This window comes from Streptomyces mexicanus (assembly GCF_902506575.1).
Classification (GTDB): domain Bacteria; phylum Actinomycetota; class Actinomycetes; order Streptomycetales; family Streptomycetaceae; genus Streptomyces; species Streptomyces mexicanus.
The window spans coordinates 2,782,610-2,798,096 of the sequence record NZ_LR732544.1; the positions used below are offsets into that span (position 1 = coordinate 2,782,610).

Below are 15,487 nucleotides of genomic sequence, written 5' to 3' on the forward strand. Positions count from 1 at the left end.
GCGTGGCTCTGCGAGGAACCCGCCGGTTTCACCCCTGCTGCCGCCGGCACATGGACCGCGGCCGGGCCACGGCAGCTCCCTGCGAGTCAGGACAGGGCGTTGAGCGCCACCCGTCACGACCGCTACAGGGCGAACGGCGCCCGGCAGTGCACTTCCCCGATTCACCTCTCGCAGGTTGTGCACCTTTGCAATGGCTCGTTCCTGCGCTCCGCCTTAACGTGAGGCTCACCCACCTGGAGCGATCAAGCGAACCGCTTGAGTGCATCCATCTGCCGTTTTGCACTCGCGTTCCGGTGGGTGCGACGTGGCATCCGCCCGCCGGCGTGCCACGTGGTGAGTACGTCACACGGGGAGAGCGCATGGGGGATCGGTTCGCGACGGTAGACACGGAAGCGGAGACCGCGTCCGAAACCGAATCGGCCGCCCCATCTGATCCGCTGCCTCTTCCCGACGGCGCGGAGCCGGTCGACGGCGTACCTGGCTATCACGCGCTAATCAAGGGCGGCTCGGTCACCGTCTTCAGTCCGGACGGCACCGAGATCGCCTCCGGCTCCCGTCAAGGCGGCGTCGCGGTGGGCCGGGTCGGTGACGTCCGCCTGGTGAGCGACGGGTACGGCGACAGGCGGCTGTCGTCGTTCGCGATGCTGGCCGCGCGCCACCACCGGGCGGCGACCGATCCGAGCGCCCGCGACAAGGTCTGGGTGCGGTGGGAGGAAGACGGCGTCGCCGCGGTATACGGCACCGACAAGTACGACGACGACGACCTGCGGGCGGTGAAGGCCGGGAACCTGTACTGGTCGGGGCAGCGGCAGGCGCGGGTGACCGGCCGAAGGTGGAATCCGGAGACCCGTGACCGCAACCTCGCCGCGGTGCTGCAGGCGTTCGCCCGGCAGGACCGCAACATCGTGGTGCTCGGGCCGGGCCAGACTCCGGAGGACCTGGTCGCCTCGCCGACTGCGGCTGCGGCCGTCCCGGCGCCGCAAGCCTCGCCGGCCACGGCCGCGCCCGCTCCCCCGCCCGAGCCGGAGCCGGAGCCGGAGCCGCTGGATCTCACCGGCCTGTCGTACGAGGAACTGGTGGAGGCGGAGGACGCCGCCGCCGTGGAGCGGTCCCGGGACTACAGCACCGCGGCGGAGGCCCGGTATCGGGCACTGCGGCAGGAGCGCGGCAGGCGGCTGCTGGACCGGGTGGCGACGGCGGTGCCGGTCACCGAGATGAGCGGCGAGGAGCTCGCGGCTGAGAGCGACTGGTGGAAGGCGAACTCCTACAAGACGCCGTTCCACTCCTCGGATGAGGAGTACCGCACGCTGGAGCGTCACTTCAGGGCGGTACGCACCGAGCGGTACGCCCGCATCGCCCGTACCATCCTGGCCGGTCCGGCGGCGGCGGACCTGGACGATGAGGCGTTGGAGCGCACCTACGAGCAGGTCGGCCGGACGTGGACGCGCCTGCCGACCGAGCACGAGCTGCACGACCAGGTGGCCGACTACCGCAAGGCCGTCCAAGAGGAACGGATCGCCCGCCGGGCACGCTCCTACAGCGAGCGGACTCCGGTGGGCGAGATGACGCTGGAAGACCTGATCGCAGAGAGCGCCGAGCTGGGGTCGAGCCTCGACGCCCGCAACGAGCAGTCCGCCTACTCCTACAGCGATGCGGTCAGGGAGGCCCGGGCCGCGCGGCTGAAGGCCGTGGAGGAGGAGTGGTTCCAGCGAGGCATGGAGCAGCACCCGGAGGCGGCCCGCGCGAAACTGGGTGGGAGCATCACCGGCCGCCGCTCGGTGCTGATCGACGGTTCGGTCCGCGCCTACGGCTACATCGAGCGCCAGGGAAAGAAGTTCCGGGCCCTGACCGACTACGACCAGCGCAGCAGGATCGGCGACTTCGACTCCGCGCCGGCCGCGATGGCCGCCCTTGTGCAGCGCTACGACCAGGACCCGGAGACGCTGCCGCGGCGCACCTGGGGCCTGGAGCGGGAAGTGGACCTGCCGGTCAGCGCCTACGACCCGCTGGTCTCGTGGCTGCGGCGCAGGCCTTCGAAACTCTCCCGCGAGTACGACCGGGTGCTCACCCTCCTCACCCCCTTCCAGCTGCCGACGCAGACGAAGGTGGTGAACCCGCTCACGAACCAGGTGATGCGGGCCTACCCGTTCCACTTCGAGGAAGGGCTGCTCGGGGAGCTGGCCCGGATCGCGGAGCGGACCACGGAGGACCTGCGCGAGCAGTCGCTGGACGAGAATTTGCCCAAGCGGGAGAGGGAGGCGGCCAAGCGGCGGATCCCGGCGATGGGTGCCGCGCTCATCGGCATCAACGCGGTGATCGAGCAGGTGCGTGCCGCCGGCGGCGACGTCGAGCGGCGCGGGGTGGACCAGTCCCGGCTGGCGGCGCAGATGGCGGCGCTGGCCGGTACCGTCAACGAGCAAGAGGAAGGCGAGGCCGATGGCGACGACAAGCCAGTACGAGACGCTGCTGCGCAGGCACTGGGAGGAGTTCCGGCCGCAGGAGCTGGCGGCGATGGAGGATCCGGACCGGCACTTCCGCAGGCTGGCGGCGCAGATGAGCGAGGCGATCGCCGCGGCGGAGGAGGACCTGGAGGAGAGCCTGGAGCCGGAGACGGGCTACCAGGCCCGGGTCGGGCAGCTGGAGCAGATCAGGGCGACGGCGCGGGAGCAGGTGCTGCGCGAGATGCTGCCGCCGCCGGAGGACGCGGACAGCCCGGCGGCGCCGCTGAGTCCGGAAGCAGTGGAGCTGGCGGCGATCCGCAGGGAGCTGGAGAACCTGTAGCGCGGTTCCGCCCCGATCCGGCGGACCTGCCGCGCGGCCCGCTGGCTCGGGCTGAGGCGAACCTCGAAGCCATCAAGGTGCTGCGGACGTTGGAGAGCGCCCGCCGCGGCGCCACCACCGAGGAGAAGCGCATCCTGGCCCGCTGGTCGGGATGGGGCTCGGTCCCGACCGTTTTCCTCGACGAGCCGGATCCCGATGAGCCGATCTACGCACCCGGCGGCGAGTGGGAGGGCAGGTTCGAGGCGGACCATGCCCGCTGGGAGTCGTACGACCGGGTGCGCAGCGAGCTGCGGGAGCTGCTGGACCCCTTCGAGTGGCGGGCGGCGTCCCGGGCCGTGCTGTCGGCTCACTACACCCCGCAAGGCGTCGCTGAGGCGATGTGGCAGGGCCTGGCCGCGTATGGCTTCGACGGCGGGGAGGTCCTGGAGGCTGGGTGCGGGTCCGGTGCGTTCTTCGGGGTGGCCCCGGAGAACGCGCGGCTGACCGGCGTTGAGGTGGACCCCACCACCGCGGCGATCGCGGCGCGGATCTACCCGCACGCCAACGTGCTGGCCGAGTCGTTCGCCGACACCGACGCCCCGGTCGGCACATTCGACCTCGTGATCGGGAACGTGCCGTTCGCGCAGGCCCCGTTCGGGGAGCGCCGCTACGGCGCGGCCGGGCACTCGCTGCACAACGGCTTCATCATCAAGCAGCTCGCACTGCTGCGGCCGGGCGGCTACATGGCCGTGATCACCTCGCGGTGGACGCTGGACGGCGAGGACACCTCCGCCCGCCGGGCCATGTCCCGCTGGGGCGACCTGGCGGCCGCGTACCGCCTGCCGGCGGGCACCTTCGGCGAGACCGCCGACACCGACGTGGTCGCCGACGTGCTGGTCTTCCGCCGCCGCGCGGAGGGCGAGGAACCGGGCGACCAGACGTGGATCGACGCACCGGAACGGGACCTGGGCGGCCACACCCTCCCGGTGAACGCCTACTTCACCCAGCACCCCGAGAACGTGCTGGGCCGCCTGACGTCCGAGACGGGGCCGTACGGGCCCCGGGTGACGGTGCAGGGCGACCCGGACGAGGCCCCCCGCCTGCTGCGCGAACGAATGGAGGCCTCCGCCGCCGCGGCGGTCGCCGACGGCCAGGGCTACGTCCCGCACGAGGACGGGCCCGACCGCGCGCCGCTGCTGCTGCAGACCGCCCGCGAGAAGCACGCGACGGACTTCACCGGCCGCCTCTACATCGACGACGACGGGCAGATCTGGCAGCACGTCAACGGCGAGGACCCGATCCGGGTCATCACCGCCGACGGCGCCAGTGGCACCGAGCAGCTGCGGATGCTGCTGTCGCTGCGCGACACCGCGAGCGAGCTGCAAGAGCTGGACCGCACCGGCAGCGACCCCGACCGTGCGCGCGAGGTCCGCAGCCAGCTCGCCCGGCTGCACACCGCCTACACCACGGCGCACGGGCCGCTGTCCCGGCCCCGGCAGACCCGGATGGCGCTGCCGACCGACGAGGCCAGGGCCGCCGCCCGCGCCGCCGGCGTCGACCTGGCCGACGACGAGCGGCTTCCCACGGGCTGGGGCTGGTTCCGCCAGGACCCGCACGCCGCCGTCGTCCTGGGCCTGGAGCACTGGGACCGGGCGAACGACCGGCCAGTGCCCTCCGAGGTCCTCACCCGGCGGCCGGGCACCCGCCGCAGCGAGCTGGAGCCCACCGACGACCCGAAGGCTGCACTGGCGGCAGTGATGAGCGCCACCGGCGGCGTGGACCTGCCGCTGATCGCCTCCCTGCTGGGCACGACCCCCGAAGAAGCCCGGCGCCGCCTGGGCACCGAGGTCTTCGACAACCCGGTCACCAAGAAGCTGGAGCACGCCGGCGCCTACCTGTCCGGGCCGGTCCGGGTGAAGCTCGAACAGGCCCGCGAGGCGGCCGCCACCGATCCGAAGTACGCGGTGAACGTCGCCGCGCTGGAAGCGGTGCAGCCGCCACCCAAGCGCCTGGGGCAGTTCACTGCCCAGCTCGGCGCGCACTGGATTCCCGCCTCCCTCGTACAGGGCTTCCTGCGCGAGTACCTCGGCGACCCGACCCTTCAGGTCAGCCACAACGAGCGCTACGGCTGGTCCCTGGCCGCGGGCAAGGTGCCCGACGCAATCAACGCGCTCAAGGGCACCGAACGCCGCTCGGCAGTGCACATCGCCAAGGCCCTGCTCGGGCGGGCCTCAATGGTGGTCAACACCCTCGATGGCAACGGGGTGGACGAGGACGCCACCCGCGCGATGCGCTACAAGGCCGACGCGATGCGGTCGGCGTTCGAGGACTACTGCACCGCCAATACCGCCCGGGTGACGCTGCTCACCGACGCCTACAACCGGCAGATGAACGGGCATGTCGTCCGCAACTACGACGGTCTCGCCCCGACCCTAACCGGACTCACGACTGAGCGGACCCCCTTCCCGTGGCAGCTCTCGGCGGCCGCGCGAATGCAGTTCGAGCGGGGCGTGGTCCTCGCTCACGAGATGGGCCTGGGCAAGACCACCACGATGGTGATTGGCTCGCAGGCCCTGAAGGCCTCCGGGCAGATCACCAAGCCCTTCGCGGTCGTCCAGCCGCACCTGGCCCGGCAGTGGCTGGACGAAGCCAAGCTGCTCTACCCCAACGCCGACATCCACCTGATCACCTCCGACGACCTCGCCGACGGCAACCGTCGCCGGGTCCTGGAGTGGCTGCGCGCCAACACCCCGGACCTGGTCATCTTCACCGAGGGCGCGTTCGGATCGATCCGGATGAGCCCCGAGCAGCAAGAGCTGTACCTCTTCCGCGAGATCGAGTCCCTGAAGGAACAGCTCAAGCGCGAGCGCGGAGTCCCGCACAACAACTTCGCGCTGATGCAGCTGGAGAGGCGCCTGACCACGGTGGAAGCCCGCATCCGGCGCAACGACGCGCCGATGCGCACCCCGGGCGAGGTGTACTGGGACGACCTCGGGTTCGACTACGCGCTCATCGACGAAGCCCACCGCTTCACCGCCGTGGGCTTCCGCTCCAAGGAGGCCGGCGGCGAGACCGCGAGCGTCCGCGCGGTGGACCTGCACCAGAAGCTCAGGTGGCACCACCAGGTGGCGGAGGCCCACGGCGGCCGCCCCACCGTCACCCTCGGCACCGGCACACCGATGGAGAATTCCATCTTTGAGCAGTATTCGGTGCTCGAACTGGCGACGCCGTGGCTGCTGGACCAGTTCGGAGTGCACGGCCCGGACCTGTGGGCGGAGACCTTCGGGCAGAAGGTCCAGCGCATCGAGATGGCACCGGACGGCAGCGGCCTGACGGTCGTGGAGCGCTTCTCCCGGTTCGTGTCGAAGTCCACGATGAAGACGATGTGGGGGCTGGCCGCCGACACCAAGACCGGCGACGACGTCGGGATCCAGCGGCCCAAGCTCGCCGGCGGCGCCCCGGAACTCGTGCTGGTGGAACCGACCGCCGACCAACGCGCCCGGCTCCAGACCCTGGTGGCCAGGGGCCAGGCGATCCACGCCGGTGACGTCACCCGCGACGAGGACAACATGCTGGCCGTCTCCGGCGAGGGCCGCGCGGTCGCGCTGGACCCCCGCCTGGTGGACCCCAATGCGCCCGCGGCAAACAAGCTCGTAACTGCGGCCGACATCATTGCGAAGGGCTACCACGCCCACAAGGACCGCACCTACGCCGTCTCCAGCCGCGACGACACCCCGCACCCGGTCCCCGGCGGGCTGTTCATCGTCTTCTGCAACAGCGGCACCCCCGGCGGCAACAACAAAGGTGGCTTCGACCTCTACGCCGAACTGCGCGACCTGCTCGCCGCCCGCGGCGTGCCCCGCGACATGGTCCAGTTCGCCCAGGACCACCACACCCCCGAGAAGAAAGCCGCGATGACCGACGCCGCCAACAACGGCGGCATCGCGGTACTCATGGGCTCCAGCGAAGTTCTCGGCACTGGCTTCAACGGCCAGAACCGGGCCTACGCCCTGATGCACCTGGATCAGGACTGGACCCCGGCCATGATGATGCAGCGCAACTACCGCGTCATCCGCACCGGCAACCAGCACGAGGAAGTGAACATCTACTTCCTGGCCACCAAGGGCAGCATGGACGCCTGGCAGGTCGGACTGCTCACCTCCAAAGCGGAGGGCCTGCGCGACATCCAACGACCGCCCGGCGAGGGCGACGACGACAACGACACCGTCGAAGAGATCGGCGAGAGCGACTGGGACTACGCCACGATGGCCGCCGAGATCGGCGGCAACCCCTACATGCGGCAGTTCATGGAGGCCAAGCTCCACCTCCAGGGCCTGGAGGCCGACCGTCGGAACGCAGCCGCCGACCGCGTCCGCCAATTGGAGCTGCTGGGCATCAAGGAAGGCGAGCTGGTCGGCACCCGGCTGGCCATCGCAGCCCGCGAAAAGGCACTGCCGAAGATCACCGAGACGATCCGCGGTGCCGCTTTCCGCATCCGTATCGGCGGACGCGAATTCGACCGGTTCGGCGAGGCCGCCCCTGTTCTGCGCCAGGCCGTCATCGAGGCTGTGCGCGCCCACCAGAGGGAGGGCCTTGGCGCGTGGAAGAAGCTGGGCACCTTTGGGGGCCTCGACTTCGCCGTTCAGCCGGAGATCGCCCACGGTAGCGGCGAGATCCGCGCGTACATCGGGTTCCCCGAGCTGCGCCACAGCGAGTCACGGTGCTCCATGGAGGACCTGGCCAAGGGGAACATCGGTGCCACCATGCTGGGCCGCCTGGCCACCGCCCTCGAAAAGGCCGAGGATCACCAGCTGATGGACCGTGAGCGCCTCCCCAGCCTGGAGAAGGAAGTGGCGGTACTGACGGCCCAGCAGGAAGCAGTGAACTACGGACCTGCCATCGAGCACGCGCGGCGGCGGGTCGAATTGCTCGACGCGGTCGTCGGCGCGATCACCGAGCGGGACAAGATCCCCGAGCTGACCGAGTCCATGCTCGACCCGAAGAAATATCCCACCGAGAGCAGCCGCAAGAAGGCCCTCCAGGAGAACGCCGAGAAGCGGGCACCGCTCCAGGCCAAGGTGGACGCGGCGGTCGCGAGCTTGGCCGCGTTCGACGCGGAGAACCCCGCTCCCGAACCCGTGGTGCTCGTCGACAGCTGGACGGAGGACAACGACACGGACGAGGCCTATGAGCAGTGGCGAGAGCGGCAACGGATCATTGTTCAGCAGAACCGGGAGGCTGGGCTGGGAGCACCGGCCCCCGCGGACAAGCCCGCCCCTGCGTCCGACGATGGCACTGCCGGGTCCGTTGACGCCGCCCCGGAGCCCGATGCTGCGGCCGCCAGGCCCACCGGCAGCTCCGACACCCGTCCCGCGGACGGGGCTCAAGCACCGCCGGAGCAAGCCCCGCCGGCAGAGGACGGCAGCAGCACCGAGGAACCCCTGCAGTCCCAGAGTCCCGAAGTCCGGGAGTCGCAGACCAGCGAGCCGCCCGGCGACGAGCCCGGTCCCGGAACGGAGGAGCAGCCCAGGCCTGGTTTCATCACCCGGATCACGCCCCCAGCGGGCACGGCGATCGACCGCTCCTGGTGGGTGGGTGCCTACGGCCAGTGGGACACGTCCAACGTGGGACGCAAGGGCGTTCCGTCCGCCCTGATCAAGTTCGCGTCTGAGGCGGAGGCGGCGGGATGGGCCGTGGCGCTGCGCGCCGGGTCCGTCGCGACTGAGGACGGAGAATCATTGCTCGGCGTGTGGGAGTGCGAGGCGTCCGGCACGACCCACGACAACAGCCGGGGTGGGCAGTCGCTCGCCGTTCTGTCCTTGATGTGGACTCAGGCGGAAGGCGCTAAGCGCTGGACGTTCGACACAGAGCGCTCAGGGGCGGAGCTTGGCGGTCGCCTTCTGCCCGGATACGTGACGCTGACCGACTACCGGCGTGCCCTGTCTCAGGCCCGGGTGCGGCAGGTAGACCCCTCGGCAAAGGCAACGGCGGCTGCCACTCGTGAGACGAAATCAGCAGAGGTGGAATCGTCCGCCGTCGAAGACGTAACCACCCTGTACGCACCCGGCGAGCAGGTCCGCGTAACCCCCATGAACTACGACACGTGGAGCAAGACCTACGTGCCGCTGCCTGAGTTCATCGGCACCGTGATCAGCTATACCCGGAACGGCAACTACATGGTGCGCGAGCCGGAGCACGGCACCAGCAAGCACTATGACGCCCTGCGCGAACTGCACAAGCGGGACACGGACCCGGCGGACAGCGAGACACCCCCGCCGACGGCCGAACAGCGCAACACCAGCCAGCAGCCGACCGAGCCGATCCCGGAGCAAGACAGCGACGGGTACGGGACGGCCAACCTGTACGAGGAGTTCGGTCTCGTGCCGCCGGAACGCGTCCCGAACCCGGCTCCGCAGGATGAGCCGGAGACGGACGCGGAGAGGGAGGGCGCCGACGGCGTCCCGGACGGGCAGATGACCGTGGAAGAGGCACAGACCGAAGCCGCGCCCGCCGGCCCGGAAGGCACCCCGCCCGCGCCTCCTGAGCCCTCCGTCGTCTTGGCCACCCCGCCGACGTCCTCGTCGGACACCCCGGAGCCCCTCCAACAGAGCGAGCAGCGGTTCGGCGGCCCCGAGCAGCTGGCCCAGTACGCGGACCGGGCGGACATCATCCCGACGAGCGAGTCGTCCTCCACCGTCTGGCTCGACGGTCGGCTGATCGGCTACGTCACGGACCTGAACCAGACGGTGGGGGCGGCACATGACCAGTCGTGGCCTGCCGGGATGCGGCAAGCGCCCAGGCCCCGCTTCGAGAGTCGGCCCCCCTTCGGCCACAGGGACTCCGTATCGGCTTTGCTCGAAGACAGCCAGGCGGCGGTGGCGGAACTGGTGGCCCGCGCCCTCCAGATGCCTGTGCCCCGGGAGGCCATCGACGCGGACACCGCCTGGACCCTCAACGCCACGCTCGGCACGATCCGCCTCTCCCTCAGCTACGCGGGCGAGGACCAGGAAGCCGCCGCACGCCTGTCGGCCCTGCAGCAGATCGTGGAGAACCTGAGTGCTGGACAGCTCACCAGCACGGACCTCGCGGATGACCTGGCGCTGGTGCACGACGAACTGCTCTGGGCAGCCGACTTCGGCGACACGTCCGAGCCCTACCTGACCCGGGCGGCTGAGGAACTGGCCGTCCTGCTGGCGGCCACCCGCCCGGACGATCCCCGAGCCTGGCGGCCCGACCCGTTCGTGGCGGCGCCGGCCGACGTCGAGCAGCCCACGCCGACACCCGCCCCCACCCGAACCCGCGCCCGGAGAAAGGGGAGCGCGGCCGCGCCCGGCGCAGGGACAGAACAGCTCGGGTTGTTCGGCGATCCGACACAGGACCCGTCAAAAGGCCCGGCGGAGCCGGAGACGGCCACGGGCAGCCGGGCCGTTCCTACCGAGGACGGGCGAGAGGCGCAGCTTCGGGCTGCGCTCATCGAGGGCGAGACGATCGCCCCCGTGTCGTTCACCGACCGGCGCGAACCGGCGGCGGGCTGGGTCCTGACGACGGCGGGCGGGCACACGTTCCGGCTGCGCCCTTTGACGTACTCCCGTCCGGATGAGGACCAGTGGGAGGCCGGTCACGACGCTGACGGCTCCTACTGGTGGGCCGCGAACGTGGAGGACCGGCCCCTTGCCGCCGTGCTGGCGCGGATCCGTGAGGACTCGGCGACCCGTACCCGGTTCGCTTCCCTATGGGCCCGGTACGGGCACCTGACGGCGCAGGCCCCTCAGTTCAAGACGACCACGGAGCGCGTCCAGCTCGAAGAGGGCGTGTACCTGGTCAGCCGGTTCGGCCGCGTCGGTCTTATCGCGTCGTGCCGGTGGGGCTGGGAGCACCTGACCGACCCGGACGGCGCGCAGGGCCGCACCGGTGAGGACTGGTCCCGGAAGGGCCCGGATAACCGGCAGTACGTCGCCGAGTGGAAGATCTGGAACTCCGCCCAGGAAGCCATTCCGAACGCGCGGCTACGCGTCGTGGCCCAGCTCACGGACGACATGGCGGACACGCCGGACGCGTACTGCGATGCGTCGACGCCGTACGTCGGCAAGTGCTCGGCGAAGCGCTCGGGCGCCCGATACACGGTCGCCGTCGTCACTGACCAGGGCAGCGAGCTTGGCTGCTACACCATGTGCGCGCGGTGCCTGTCTCACCGGCTCTTGAACGATGAGGACAGGCACATCAGTCACCGCGACGTGCAGAGCCTCGCCGAAAGCCTGGCCAAAGGTGATCCGAAGGTGGGCGCCCTGCACTGGAAGCAGTGGCCCGACCGAATCGCTGAGCTGGCCGGACAGATGCTGTCGGCCGCGCTGGATGCCGGAGAGACCGCCCCCTGGCCCACCCAGGCTCTGACGAGTCAGATCCTCACCGAGGCGTGCGAAGCCGGCGACGACCGCGCTATGCGGGAAGCGCGAGCGGAGGTGAAGGCTGCGGGCGGGAACACAAAGGCACAGAAGCGGGCGGCGGCGGAAGTGGCCGCAGCACGCCAGGACCGGGCCGCGCTGGTCGCCCGACGTGGCATGACCCACATGGAAGCGGCGAACGAGGACGACCGCGTGGCCGTAGCAATCCTCGGACTCGCCGGCTGGAGGGTAGAGGGCAGCGACGCGGCGCCACAGCCTGCTGAGGAGGCGGCACCCAAGGTCGTCGACGTCAATACGCTGACCGTCAGCCCGAAGGACCGCAACGGCGAGCCGTCTTCGTATGAGTTCACCGTCACCGGCCCCGGGCTAACCGTCGGCGAGTACGAGATCTCCCACGATGCCCAGGGCAGGGGCGCGCGGGGGATCACGTGGCGGGCGACCTGGCACGGTGCAGAGCCGTCGGGTCGGTGGGACGTGATCAGCATCGGTGCCGGCAAAGGCGAGAGCGCGGCCCTGGCGGCCGTCGCTGAGCATGCGACCAAGACGGGCGGGGACTTGGCCGCCGGATTCACCGTCGCCCGCCGCATGCACTATGACGCCGGACTGTGGATACTGCCGGAAGTCGGGGAGTCGGAGGCGATCCAGTACCACCCTGACGGCTCGTGGACGATCACCGCCGAGACCGGCGCCCTCTACACAGTCCGTCGGCAGTGGCAAGGCCGCACCCCCTCCGGTGACCTGGCGCCGCTCCTGATCGAGGACCAGGCGGGGACCTTGATCGCATCCTGCACCGCCGTCGACAGCTCCATGTCCGCGTGGGCACCGATGCTCGAACGACTCCGCCTCCACGCCACGGCGGTTGCTGACGGTGTGCCGCACGCCACGGCCGTCACCCTCGGCGGCCCGGGTACGTCGTGGGTCGAGGCGTGGTGTGTGTGCAGCTGGACCGAGCGCGCCGATGTCGCCGAGTACGCCGACCGCGCCCCCGCCGGTGAGGCACTGGCACAGGCGCACCGCCAGGCCCACCACGCGGAGACGTCGGCAGCGGCTGAGGCACCGGCCGCCGCTGAACTGCCGCAGCTGGACGTGGCACTCCCGGACGTCGACCTGGCGACTCTCGACGTCGCCGGGCCGTACGAGACCGACGAGGAAGCACAGGCGGACATCGACCGGCTGAGCACGGTATGGGCACGGTGGGACGCCCTGCCCACCGTCCAGCGCTTCTACGACGCGGACCGGCAGCAGCGGCCCGACAGCCAGCGAATCCCGACCAACCCCGTCGCCCAGCTGGCGGCGGCCTATCGGGACGCCGAGCGGATGCTGCGGGAGGGGCCCGCGGTCTCGCCCGACGACCTGGTGCTTGAGGTCCACACGGTGGCGGTCTGGAGCGGCGTCCTGGAGCCCGTGGTCGACGAGGACCTGCGCGGCCCACTGAGGCAGGTACGGGAGGCCGCCGCCCTCCTGGCCTCCCGCTCGCGGGCGACGGTCGCCGCCTTCGAGGCGGAGTTGGCCACCCTCACCGCGCACTCGGCAGAGCAGAACACCACCGCCCTGGAAAGCGCGGCCGCCGACACGGAACCCGCCGAACAGCCGCCCGCCGAGGTCGAGGACGCCCCGGAGACCCGCACCGAGCCGGGCCCCGACGCCCCGGCCGCTGAAGACCTCGGGGAACCATCCGCGAGCACGCCTACCGCGACGGACACCGAGCCGGCGAGCACGGAAGACACCCCGGCACCGGAGGACCCCCAGGAAGCACCGGAGCCGCCGACCGCCGCCGACGACGCTCCGGGCGACACCGCGGCGGACACCGCTTCAGGCGATACCGCCGCGGGCAGCGATCCGGCACCGGATGGCGTGCCGGTCCCCCAGGACGCGCCGGAGTCCGCAGGCGCGGTCCCGGATGAGGCGATGCACGAGGCACAACGCGAAGCGTCGTTCCACGAGCAGGACCGAGCCCAGACGGCGGACGGCGAACAGCAGACGCCGGAGCCCGACACGGCGGCCGCGCCGACGGCCCTGGCCCCGGCCCCGGCGGGGGAGGACGCCCCCAGTGATGAGACGGCGCGAGACGCTTCGGAGGAGCCGACCATGACCACCCCGCCGATCCCGGAGACCACCGACACCCCGGACGAACCGATCACCGAGGAGCCGCCCGCACCGCAGCGCTACTTCGAGACGGTCGCGCTCGCGGGCGACCCCGGCTATCAGCTGCGCCTGTCCGGGCTGGACGGCCAGCCGGTCGACTCCGGCGAGGTACTGCGGGACGGCCTCGTCATCGCCACGGTCCACCCGGGCGGCGACGGCGGCTGGTACGCACGGCTGGCCGCCGAACCCGCCGACTTCACCTACCTGGCGGATCAGCCGCAGGAAGCGGCCGCCTACGCCGCGGTCATGCACTCCGCGTTCACCGGCACCCCCTACGGCCCGCCGGCGGGCGCGGCCGTGGGCGACGAGACGCGACAGCGGGTGGACGTGCTGCGGGCCACCCTGCGCGACGTCGCCCTGCAGCACCGCGAGGCGGTGGCCCTCGCCGCCGCCCGGGCCTACCCCAATGCCGAGCAGACCGAGCATTTCCAGGCCCTGGTCGGCGCCCTCGACGGCCTGGCGGCCGCGGTGTCCGAGAACTACGGCTCGCAGCAGATGATGCAGCACCTCGACGCCGTGCAGGGGGCCGTGAACGCCTGGGGCGGCGCACTGCCGGTCGACCCGGGCCATCCCGTACGCGGTCAGCTCGCCTTCCCGCTGGCCTCCCTCCTGTACGACTCCCGGCGCCTGCAGGACCAGGTGCAGGCCACGCTCATCGCGGTCCAGGCAGAGCGGGCCGCCGTCCGTGAGCAGGCTGCGCCCACCGGTCCCGGGCCCGAGGTGCAGCCGGAGCCCACCGCCGCGGCGGACAACGGAGCGTCCGAGGAACCCACAGAGTCACGGAGTCCCGAACTCCCGGACTCACAGACTCCCGGCATCGCATCGGACATGGTCTCAGCGGCGCCTGCCAGCCCTGCCGAGTCACCCCAGAGCGCCACTTCTTCCGGCGCCGCACGGCAGGCCGTTCGGCCTGACAGCGTTCACGACGCCCCGCCGGCTGCTCCTGCCAGCACGTCCCCTCCTGTGATGGCCGCTGAGGGCGTCCGCCAGGACCAACGGGACGCCAGTCCGCTCACGGCTGACTCGTCCGAGGCTTCCCCGGAGCGCGAGCCTGCGTCGGGCGAGGACTTTGCCCTGTCGACCGGCGCGAACACGGAAAGGGCACCAGCGCCGGCCGGTTTCGAGGACATCAAGGCGGACTTCGCGGAGGTTCAGCGTGCGTGGGCGGAGCACGTTCCTGCAGAGTACGGCAGCGCTACAGACCTGTATCAGGCCGTGGAGACTGAGCTGAGCGTCCTGCAGCGGATGTTCGACGACGCCGTCCCCAGCGCGACGCCGACCACGGTGGAGGCGGCCCCGATCGCGTCGGTGCCGCCCGCTCCGGCTCCGGCTGAACCGGCCTCGGCACCAACGCGCACCGCCGGACATGCGCAGGCCTCAAAGGCCGCTTCGGCTCAGCCCGCATCCAGCGCCTGGCCGGAAGAGGCATTCGTTCCGGACTACGCCCCACCCACCTGGTACCTCGAACACGCCTCCCCGCAAGGGCTGGGCGCCTGGGCGCTTCCTGCGTTGCAGCCGGAGGTAGGAGCCGTGAACACCGCCCTGCGGAGAGCCGACGCCCACGTCGGTGCACTGCAGGAAATCCCCGAATGGCGGCAGATCCAGACGGTGCGTGGCGCCTGGAGCCACCTGTGGCGGGTCATCCGGGAAAGGGCCAGGGAGCACTTTGATCAACTGCGCGGAGACGGCCGCGTCGGCGACTTCTTCCGCAAGTGGTCCCTGCGCGCGTGCGAGCGCATCGGACAGTGGGCCCAGGCCGGCGCCGAGCGGCTGCTCCGCGACAGCGACCGGCCCGACGCGCAGCGCGCCCACCTGCCGAGCGCCGAGGCCTTGCTCCGGCTCGGTGACGCGGCGCTGTCCTACAGCAGCCAGCGCGGCGGCCGTGCGGAGATCCCATCGGGCACGTCGGCCGCGACGGTGGACCTGCCAGAGCTGCGCAAGCTCGGGGAAGCCCTCGAACGGCCCATGCCGACCGTGAACAAAGTGGCAGGGCCCGGCTCTGGAGTCTCCTCCCTGGCAGCCCGCGGCCGCTCCACCACCATCAGGAGGGCAGCACGGCGTCCTGGGGACACCGTGGAGCAGGCTGGGCACCTGCGGCGCGGCGGTCCAGAACAGCAGCATGGGCGCAAGCCGACCCAGCGCTAACGCGGTTGTGCCAGAACAACGCACCCGGAGCGTCT

General features: G+C 71.2%; 1 protein-coding gene. It reads left to right on the forward strand.

Translation table 11 applies throughout. From position 1 onward, the window contains the following. Positions 1–359: 359 nt before the first annotated feature. Positions 360–15,452, forward strand: a complete 15,093-nt coding sequence (locus GV126_RS12535; protein WP_159665697.1) for a helicase-like domain-containing protein — start codon at positions 360–362, stop codon at positions 15,450–15,452. Positions 15,453–15,487: the final 35 nt, after the last annotated feature.

Excerpts from the sequence above, each read along its gene's own strand:
- GV126_RS12535 (WP_159665697.1), top strand. The coding sequence starts at position 360 with ATGGGGGATCGGTTCGCGACGGTAGACACGGAAGCGGAGACCGCGTCC.